Source organism: Luteibacter sp. P4_D7_3, from assembly GCF_056401735.1.
In genome coordinates, this window is the sequence record NZ_JBFUIT010000580.1 from 1 (window position 1) to 1,236 (window position 1,236).

At 64.3% G+C, this 1,236-nt stretch carries 2 protein-coding genes; one reads left to right on the plus strand and one right to left on the minus strand.

Annotation, left to right across the window (positions count from 1 at the left end):
* Positions 1-175 (minus strand): SDR family NAD(P)-dependent oxidoreductase (locus AC1DSN_RS22875; RefSeq protein WP_477333159.1); only part of this gene is annotated, 175 nt, incomplete at its 3' end.
* Positions 176-336: 161 nt separating this feature from the next.
* On the opposite strand from AC1DSN_RS22875, the gene AC1DSN_RS22880 reads away from it, so the two are divergent.
* Positions 337-1,236: 3'-5' exonuclease (locus AC1DSN_RS22880; RefSeq protein WP_477333157.1), on the plus strand; the 900-nt coding region annotated here is incomplete at its 3' end.

Sequence of the window (1,236 nt, forward strand, 5' to 3'; positions counted from 1 at the left end):
CAGCCTTGCCGCCCGCCTTGGTGATGGCGTCGACAACGGCATCCGCGCCGGCCTTGCTCGACGCGTAGTTGACGACGACCGACGCGCCTTCGGCGGCCAGCGACTTGGCGATCTCGGCGCCGATACCCTTGGATGCGCCGGTAACGACCGCGACCTTGCCTGTGAGTTTGCTCATGATGTGAAGCCTCGATGGATGAAACGATGGGATGGTGAAATACGAAGTGGGGCACTCGCGCCACGCGAGTAGTGGCGCCGGGGGAATAGGACTTATTCCCTCGAAGGAATGGCACAATTCACCCCTGGCAGCGGCCTCGCARCTATCGACAGGATCCCGCAGTGACCTCCCCGACCCGACAGGGTTTCATCCTTACCCGCCATTGGCGGGACACGGGGCACGGCACCGATGTCGAGTTCTGGCTGGCCACCGACGAGGGGCCGAAACGGGTCGTGATGACGGCGCAGCAGTCGGTCGCCTTCGCCAGGGCGTCGCAGCAGGCGGACATCGATGGCGTCGCGCGCAGGGTGGCCTCGGTGGAGATACGTCCACTACCGCTGAAAACCTTTAAGCAGGAGCCGGTGCTGGGCCTGTATGCCCGCAGTCACCGGCAGATGATGTTGCTGGAGAAACGGCTGAAGGAGCGGGGTGTTCCGCTGTACGAAGCCGATATACGCCCGCCCGAGCGCTACATGATGGAGCGCTTCATCACCGCCGCGGTCAGCGTGGAGGGCGGTGTGGAAGAGGGCGACGCCATCCTGGATCCGAAACTCAGGCCCGTCGCCGACTACCGGCCATCGTTACGCGTGGTATCGCTCGACATCGAGACCAGCGCCGAGGGCGACCTCTACTCCCTCGCCCTGGAGGGTTGCGGACAGCGGCAGGTGGTCATGCTGGGCGAGCCCGCGGCGGACGCTGCGCCGCCTGACGACTTCGATCTCGAGTACGTCACCGATCCCGCGCAGATCATCCACCGGCTGAATGCCTGGTTTGCCGAACACGATCCGGACGCCGTCATCGGCTGGAGCCTCGTGCAGTTCGATCTGCGCCTGCTTCAGTCGCACGCGGATAAGTACGGCATTCCTCTGTTACTGGGGCGCGGTGCACAAGCGATCGAGTGGCGGGGTCATTCGCGGCGGGAAGGTTTCCTTTTCGCCCCCATGGCGGGACGTCTGGTGATCGACGGCATCGAAGCGGTGCGCTCGGCACAATGGAGCTTCTCGTCCTACAGTCTCGAGAAT